4 protein-coding genes are annotated in these 7595 nt (G+C 48.9%); all 4 read right to left on the bottom strand.

The features are described from left to right. Positions 1-274: 274 nt before the first annotated feature. The 4 genes from Q0668_RS10300 to Q0668_RS10285 all read right to left on the bottom strand — a co-directional run bounded on the left by Q0668_RS10300 (position 275) and on the right by Q0668_RS10285 (position 7451). Complete coding sequence (locus tag Q0668_RS10300) at positions 275-1312, bottom strand: hypothetical protein (RefSeq protein WP_298863863.1); 1038 nt, start codon at positions 1310-1312, stop codon at positions 275-277. Between the two features lie 30 nt (positions 1313-1342). Then, positions 1343-2203, bottom strand: coding sequence for a TIGR03067 domain-containing protein (locus Q0668_RS10295; protein WP_298863860.1), 861 nt, complete (start codon positions 2201-2203; stop codon positions 1343-1345). Positions 2204-2385: 182 nt separating this feature from the next. Continuing rightward, positions 2386-6291 carry a protein kinase gene (locus Q0668_RS10290; RefSeq protein WP_298863857.1) on the bottom strand — a complete coding sequence of 1302 codons (3906 nt, stop codon included), beginning with the start codon at positions 6289-6291 and terminating at the stop codon, positions 2386-2388. Positions 6292-6455: 164 nt separating this feature from the next. Then, positions 6456-7451, bottom strand: coding sequence for a C45 family peptidase (locus Q0668_RS10285; RefSeq protein ID WP_298863854.1), 996 nt, complete (start codon positions 7449-7451; stop codon positions 6456-6458). Positions 7452-7595: the final 144 nt, after the last annotated feature.

Here is a 7595-nt window from a genome sequence, read left to right as displayed (position 1 = left end):
CGTCCATACTTAATTCCTTGATTTCAAGGAATTATTAGAGGAACCCTTAAGATAGTCTTTCAGTTTAAAATGAACGCAGGGCCGTTTATAAGCTTCATCTTGCTTCTCGGCGTAGGAGACCCAGAGTTCCAAAGCCGTGGCATGATAAACCACATCAAGAATAATCCCGCCTTTAATAGGAATTTTGCAGGCAACATCATCAAAGAGATTTACGGCGTGGATGAGTAGTTGGCAGGTTATTTCTACTATTCAGTTAAATCTCAATCACAGGCAGTTATTCATCCATTTTCTGTTGCCGAGAAAATAATCTGAGCACCCGTAACCAACCAAAGAATAACAGGGTCAATAAAAACACGCCCAGATAATCAATCACCGGAATCCGGAACACTTCATTCACATGCGAAAACCCGCGTTCACGATACACCAGAAAAAGTGCGAGCAGATAAAATGCAAGTATGACCGCGCGTTTCAGTCGACTCCAACCCAAACCATGCATTTGTGTAATCACAAAGATCGATCCAAACCCAAACGCAAACATAGGCCACATCCCTGCCCCTTGCAAACGCGCGACTACAAAAGCGTGTACCAGCACCAGGACCTCCAGCAATAAAGTCCAATATCGATTGGTGTGCATGCGCGTAAAGAATAAACTGCCTTGCAACATGATTAGCAGCAGGTAGAAAAAACCCCACAAATGCCCCAGGGATGCCTCTGTAGGATGGAACCAGAACGTATAGATAATGGCCCAGGAGAAATAATACCCGTGATATTTCTTCGCAAATTCCAATACCTCAGTACGAATCGGAACTTTCACTCCAAAAAACAACCCACGCCTTGGAGTCTCCATCATCAATATCCAGATCAGTAAAATAGCAACTGAGACCAGCGATGAAAAAACGTGCGTATCTTGCGCAAGGCCGTCATACCACAGATGTGTCTGCAGCAGATGCAGTACGATGAATACAGCATTCACCATTAATGCCATGATATTTATTTTGTGCAGCTGGTTTGAGTAGCGAATTCCACCCGCTTCAATCGAGCGCACGGAAAGTTGTTTTGCCCGGTAGATCAGCGCAAAATTGGCAAGCTGATGTAAAATGTAACCTCCCCAGGCGGTGAGGCGTCCCATCATCGTCGGCTCTGACAACTTCCAGAAATACCAACCCGCCCCCTGATCTGGCATGTGGGGAACCCGAGCGAGACGAGGACCCAACAGCCAGATTAAGGCGACGTAAACAAGTATGAAACCAATACAGGCTAACACAACTCGTAAATCAGCGGGAAATGAATTCCCTTTTTTATTTTCAGACATACCGTTTATTTTTCAGTATGATACCATCGACTAATCAAGCTTGGTGGCACTCTCGATACGACCCCAATGATCAACAAAAATCATATCTCGATTGGAAATCGATCGAATCGAAAACGACAATAACTGATTCACTCGCTCAATCCGAATCGAGCTGAGAATGTGAGCCGTCATCGTACCATTCTTAACACTCCATGTTCCACTGGAAGAAGGAGTCTGCACGAACGACTTATGAAACAGGCGAAGCTGTTGGTATTCCCGCACGGTACTGAATGTTCCGTTGGCGTTAAATTTAATGTAAAGATGGCCCACGGAATCCTTCATCCGCCAGTCGCCGACCAGTCGTTTGGAAACTTCCGCATCTGTCAAAATCCGCGCTGTCTCTCCCTCTTGTTTCGGTTTCGCTGAAACGGTTCGAGACTTGATCGTTTTCAATATCCCTTTCCCTGGAGAAGTCGTGCGCTTCAGCACCATCAATATTCGTTTGGAACCGGTCTTGGCAGAAAAATCTTCCGGCTTCTTTGCATCATCAGGGTGAACGATACAGAGTACCAGTTCGCCATCGTTGAAACGATAAATGCCGGTACTGGATTCTTCATCGGGTGAACTGATCTTAATGCTTTTGGGATACGTTGTGTCATCAACGGAAAAAACCTTTGCGTGTTTTTTGCCATCGCGGTGCGACTTAAATATGATGGCATTTTCAATAATTTCAAGACGACCACTTGAAGGCAGCCAGTCTTTGATTGCTGCTTTGGGGATCACATTTCCATTCTCAACAAGTGATTCCACCTGCCAATGCCCCTGGAATTGTTGTAATTCAGGGCTCTGATCCTGAGCCATTACAGGACTGACGGAAACAAGAAAAGCAAAAAACACAATACGGTTGATCATTTCACAGACTCCATTCATTAGATTGATATAAGACCTCGATTGTCATACTCGAATCTGTATCATAGCAGTCTGAATCAAACTGGCAAGGTTCTTGACGCGCGCTGCAAAATCACCCTCAAATGCAGGCTTCAGGGGTGATTTAGCAAAGAGAAGCGAGTGAAGCCTGAACAAAATCAATCATGCTATTTAACCGGTTTTGGCTTTCGTTGAATCGGTGTCACGCGATTCTTCCAGAACAGTTCCGCCCATTCGAGTGCCTGGTTTCGCACAAGGTCACTCAGTGACTTATCCTCAGTAATCCGCTGCTGCAATTCTTCCAGCGATTCCACACGCTCTCGAAGTGTCGTTAACATTCCTCTCGCATAAGACTCTGCTCGTAATTTCTCGGTCCACGGCCGCGTGTCCCACACTTTCACCGTCGAGTCCGAACCCGCCGAGACGAGTTGTTTGCCATCCGAACTGAACAAAACCCTGGTGACCCTTCCCCCCGTGTGTTCATTAAACGTCAGGGCTTCCTGACCGGTAGCTGCATCCCAGATTTTCACCGTTTGATCAATGCCTGCAGAAGCCAGACGCTTCCCATCAGGACTGAATGCCACATCGATAACACTACCTGCGTGACCTCTCATCGTGAGAATTTCTTCCCCTGAAACAGAGTCCCATAACCTGAATGCACCATTTGTCATTCCGGTAACCAGCTGCGTTCCGTCCGGGCTGAACGAGACGCTTTGCAAAACGAAAATCGGTTCCTTGATTGTGAGTACATCCGTACCATCGAGAGGGTTGAAGACTTTCAAGTTGCGGGGCTCCACAATTAATGCCAACCGCTTACCATCAGGGCTGAAAGCGACACCTCGGCTTGTTCCTTTGTGCCTTTTGAGAGTGTGAATCACCTGACGGGTGGCAAGGTCCCAAATTTTTGCTGACCCATCCCTACTCGTTGAGACGAGCTGGGTTCCATCCGGGCTAATCGACAGTCCAACAACCGTTTTGGTGTGCGCTTTCAGAGATAAGAGTTCTTTCTTATTGACTGTGTCCCACACCTTCACAGTCCCACGGGAATCACCTGACGCCAATTGTGTTCCGTCCGCATTCAATGACACACTGATAACTGGACTGGAATGCCCGTCCAGAGTAAGTGTTTCCTGACCCGTAGCTGGATTCCAAACTCTCACAACCAGTTCGTTACCTGTAGAAGCCAGTTGTGAACCGTCTGCACTTAAAGCCACATCTTGAACCCTTCGCTCGTGCTTATCAAACGTGAGCGATTTCTGAGAGGCAGCAACACTCCATAACTTCACATTGGCACCGTCTCCTGACGAAATCAACCGAGTACCATCCGGACTGAACGAAACGCTGTTGATGGAGTAAGTATGTCCGATGTAACGATTGATCTCTTTCCCCGTCGCGGCATCCCACAACTTCAATATCCTGTCCTGACCCGCAGAAGCCAGTTGCTTTCCATCCGGACTGAATGCCACACTTTGGACCCACGAATCATGTCCGTTAATTGTGAATTTCTGGATCCCCGTAGCCATCTCCCACAGGTTTATCGTCCCATCACCACAGCACGTCACCAGTTGTTTGCCGTCCGGGCTGAATGAAACACAAAGAACAAATGAAGTCAATCCTCTAAGCGTAGTAAGCACTTTCCCTGTCTCTAATTCCCAAACCTGCACAGTTCGGTCCCGACCTGTTGAAGCCAGCCGTTTTCCATCCGGGTGAAATGAGAGACCAAACACGTGCTGCGAATGCCCTTTAAACGTGAGTCTCTCCATACCGGTTTGAGCGTCCCACACTTTCACCGTTTTATCCTCACTTGCCGACGCCAACCATTTTCCGTCCGGACTAAAAGAGACATCATGCACAACCTGAGCATGGCCCTGGAATGAGAGTAACTCTTTTCCAGAAACCGCATCCCAGACCTTCAGCACACCATCATCACTGGCCGAGACCAGGCGACGACCATCCGGGCTGAAGGACAAACCGCGAACAGCGGCGCTGTGTCCTTTGAGGTTGAGTATCACCTGACTCCTGGCTAAGTCCCACACTTTCACCGTTTTATCAGTAGCGGCTGAGGCGATCTTTGTACCATCCGGACTGTAGGAAATATCGGTAACTCTTCCAGAGTGTTCTCGGAAACTCAGCAAGCTATTTTGACTGATACGGTTCCAATAGTCCCACTCGAAGCCTCGTAAATCTTCACGCTTCCGATACCGGACTAGAATTTGTTGAAGCTTGACAGGGTCTGCATCCTCCCAGGCTTTTTGCAGCAATAACATATCCGAGTAATAAGCATTCCGTTCGGCAACCTTGAAATTTCGGAGCGCGTTCTCCGCCTCTTGCTTCGCTCTTGACTCAGCAACCATCGCCTTCTGTTCATTTTCCTGAGCGATCTTCTGCGCGACAACCGCTTTCTTACTGGCGGCGATGGCAACTTCACGCTGAGCTTGTGCTTCCTCCGCACTGCGCTGTGCCTGTTCCCGCTGGATCGCTTCTTCGTTTTGGGCGGCGAGTGCTTTATCTTGAGCAGCAAGCGCCTTATCTCGTTCGGAGTTGATCCACACTGTCGCCACACTGGCAACAATAGCAACCACAACGCTAGCGCCAAAACTCACACGCTTCAGACGACGCACCTGCTGCTGCCGTGTGTCGCGTTTGACGATCGCTGCCTGGATTGACGACCGCAGCGTTGCATGTTCCCCATCGGTCTCATCCAATAATGAAAGTCCCAGATCCAGGTCGCCGCGATCCAGCGCGGTTTTCGCATAGTCGTATTTTGTTGCCTTCAATCCTTCAATCGCACGCCCATTCTCAGGCCACTCTTCCAACGCTGCTTCAAACCCAAACCGGGCTCGGCTGAATTCGTCATAATCGCCGTTCTTCCGAGCAGCTTCCAATCGTTCCGTTGCCCGCGCGGCCAGTTCGATACTCTCTTCATGCGAAAGATACCCACGGATTGCCTGTTGAAATTCCGGTACACTCTGATAACGGCCCGCAGGATCCGTAGCCAGTGCGTTCCGTGCTATCTCCAAAAGTTCGCCCGATTTCTCTGTCGCTGCAATCACGTTCTGAGATACCGCCGCCAGACACGCCACAACTTGCTCCCGCTGTGTCTCAGGCGGTGCATCAAGTGTATGCGGAGGTTTGCCCGTGATCATCTCAAATAATATTCCACCCAGAAGATACACATCACTGCGCCGATCAACCTGCTCGACTCCATTCAGCATCTCCGGTGCCATGTAATAAGGCGTGCCACCAGGTGCCGGCGTATGGTAAACTTCCCGCCGCGGGTGGTCCTGCGTCGGCATCGCCAGACCCCAGTCCATCACCAGAACTTCTCCAAACGAACCCAGCATAATGTTGGCTGGTTTCAAATCACGATGGATAATGCACCGTGCATGCGCAACCGCATCCGCTACACGTAACAGGATATCCAGATTCTCAGACACACTGTTCGTGCCAATCCGATCCTTCCATTCCACACCTTCCACCTGCTTCATTGCATAGAATAGCGCTTCGTCTTCCTGCATACCAAGATCATAAATCGGGACGATATTCGGATGATCCAGGCCACCTGTAATAATCGCTTCCGAAGTAAAAGCCCGTTGACTACCATCGATCTGCTCTAATTTGGATTTGAGCACCTTGATGGCGACCGGCCGATCCATCGACTGTTGACGACCCGCATACACGGCACCCATACCACCTTCGCCCAACAGTTGATCAACCTCATAGCCAACACCAAGCACGAAATCATCATCGGAGGCTATACCCGATGGAACCTGCTGAGTCGCATCAAGATCATCGCTCAATCTGACGGTCTTGTCTAAACCGTCAGACTCGGGTGAAGGCATTTTGATGGTCTGACCCGGATCAACATCATCGCCTAGTGCAGACTTCCATTCTTCCATCATCGTCGCAGCCAGATCGATGCCTAGTGGCAACGTTTCATCGGGAGTCGGAACAGATGACGCTTGATTATCCAGTGATACAGTACTGTTGAGTTCTTCAACCTCTGGTTTTTCACTATTGGCGTCATCACTGTGGGATTCATCACTGTGGGAGTCATTCAAGGATGAGGGCATTGTTGTATACTCGGGGATGTAATGATTAGAAAATGCGTAACATGATCGATTCGTGGAACGCATTAGAATCGAAGCAGAGACTAAATGCAAATAGGGAAATCCCATCAGAAAACAAGGTCGATCCAGAAGGAATTCTGCCATTTCCAAAACGGAAGGAGAGAGGCTTACTTCAGATAGTCTTTCAGTTTGAAATGAACGAACGGACGTTTATAAGCTTCTTCCTGTTTCTTGGCGTAAGAAACCCAAAGTTCCAAAGCCGTGGCATCATAAACGACGTCCAGAATATTCCCACCCTTGATCGGAATCTGACAGGCGATGTTTATCATTTCCGGAGCACCGATCTTCCCATAGACGCGTTTTAACGGCCCAAAGGCACCGCGACCTTCGTCCTGATAGACTAGATTCTTCATCACTTCAGGCGCCAATTCATCTTTCGGATCATTGTCTTTCCAGATCACCAGATTCGGAGCGTGCGCCAACATCTTTACGGCTCTCAAATTTTTTCCGTCACCAACAACATAGTGATACTTTTTAATCCGTCTGGCATTTTTAAAAATGTCAATCGCATGATCCAACCCATCCGCATCGTACATGACTTGCCGAAACAGAGTGGTAAAATGCACGCCATCCAAATTGAATGGATAATCTTTGCCGGGGGAATCTCCCATCTCCGAAAGTACAATTCCATTCGCGTTCATTCCTGTATTGGCCCCGATGAATCCTGCAAACGTGACATTCACGTGTGGAACACCATCCTTGGGAATGTAGACTGTGATACAGGGATAATTTTGAGCGCCCAAATCCATCGACCAGTCCAGGTTTCTCGTCTGATAGAGATGACCGTCCTTTGTCGCAGAACCCCAGGCGGCAAGACTGCTGCAGGAATAGTCCATCACCACAGGCATGGCATGAGCGCGCTGCAGCATTTTCAATGACATCCCCGACCCTTCCGCGAAACCCCGCAGTTCCTCTTTGAAACGGGGATCCGTATAACGCGATACCGATTTCCAGGCCGCATCCAAACTAGCGTTCGAGCATCGTTCGGGCTCCCCAGCTTGAACCTTTTCCATGATGTTGTGAATCATCCTGGTCGCGTCCGCTTTGATCAACTCCCCCTGCTTCTTCCCCATTTCATAAGGCGTGCCCTTCACCACGACCACAGGAATCTTATCGGCACCCGTTCCGATGGATGTCAGATAACCATCTGCCTGAACAATCCCGGAGAGACTGAACCAGGCAATGGAAAAAGTAACTAGTGGGTGTCCCGAAAGCGTTTTGGTTCGGAACTAATAGCATGAAAATGT

This window comes from uncultured Gimesia sp. (genome assembly GCF_937910335.1).
Taxonomy (GTDB): domain Bacteria; phylum Planctomycetota; class Planctomycetia; order Planctomycetales; family Planctomycetaceae; genus Gimesia.
Note: the sequence above shows the minus strand (reverse complement) of the source record. Positions and strands in the feature narration are given on the sequence as shown.

Excerpts from the sequence above, each read along its gene's own strand:
- Q0668_RS10300 (WP_298863863.1), bottom strand. The coding sequence starts at position 1,312 with ATGTCTGAAAATAAAAAAGGGAATTCATTTCCCGCTGATTTACGAGTT.
- Q0668_RS10295 (WP_298863860.1), bottom strand. The coding sequence starts at position 2,203 with ATGATCAACCGTATTGTGTTTTTTGCTTTTCTTGTTTCCGTCAGTCCT.
- Q0668_RS10290 (WP_298863857.1), bottom strand. The coding sequence starts at position 6,291 with ATGCCCTCATCCTTGAATGACTCCCACAGTGATGAATCCCACAGTGAT.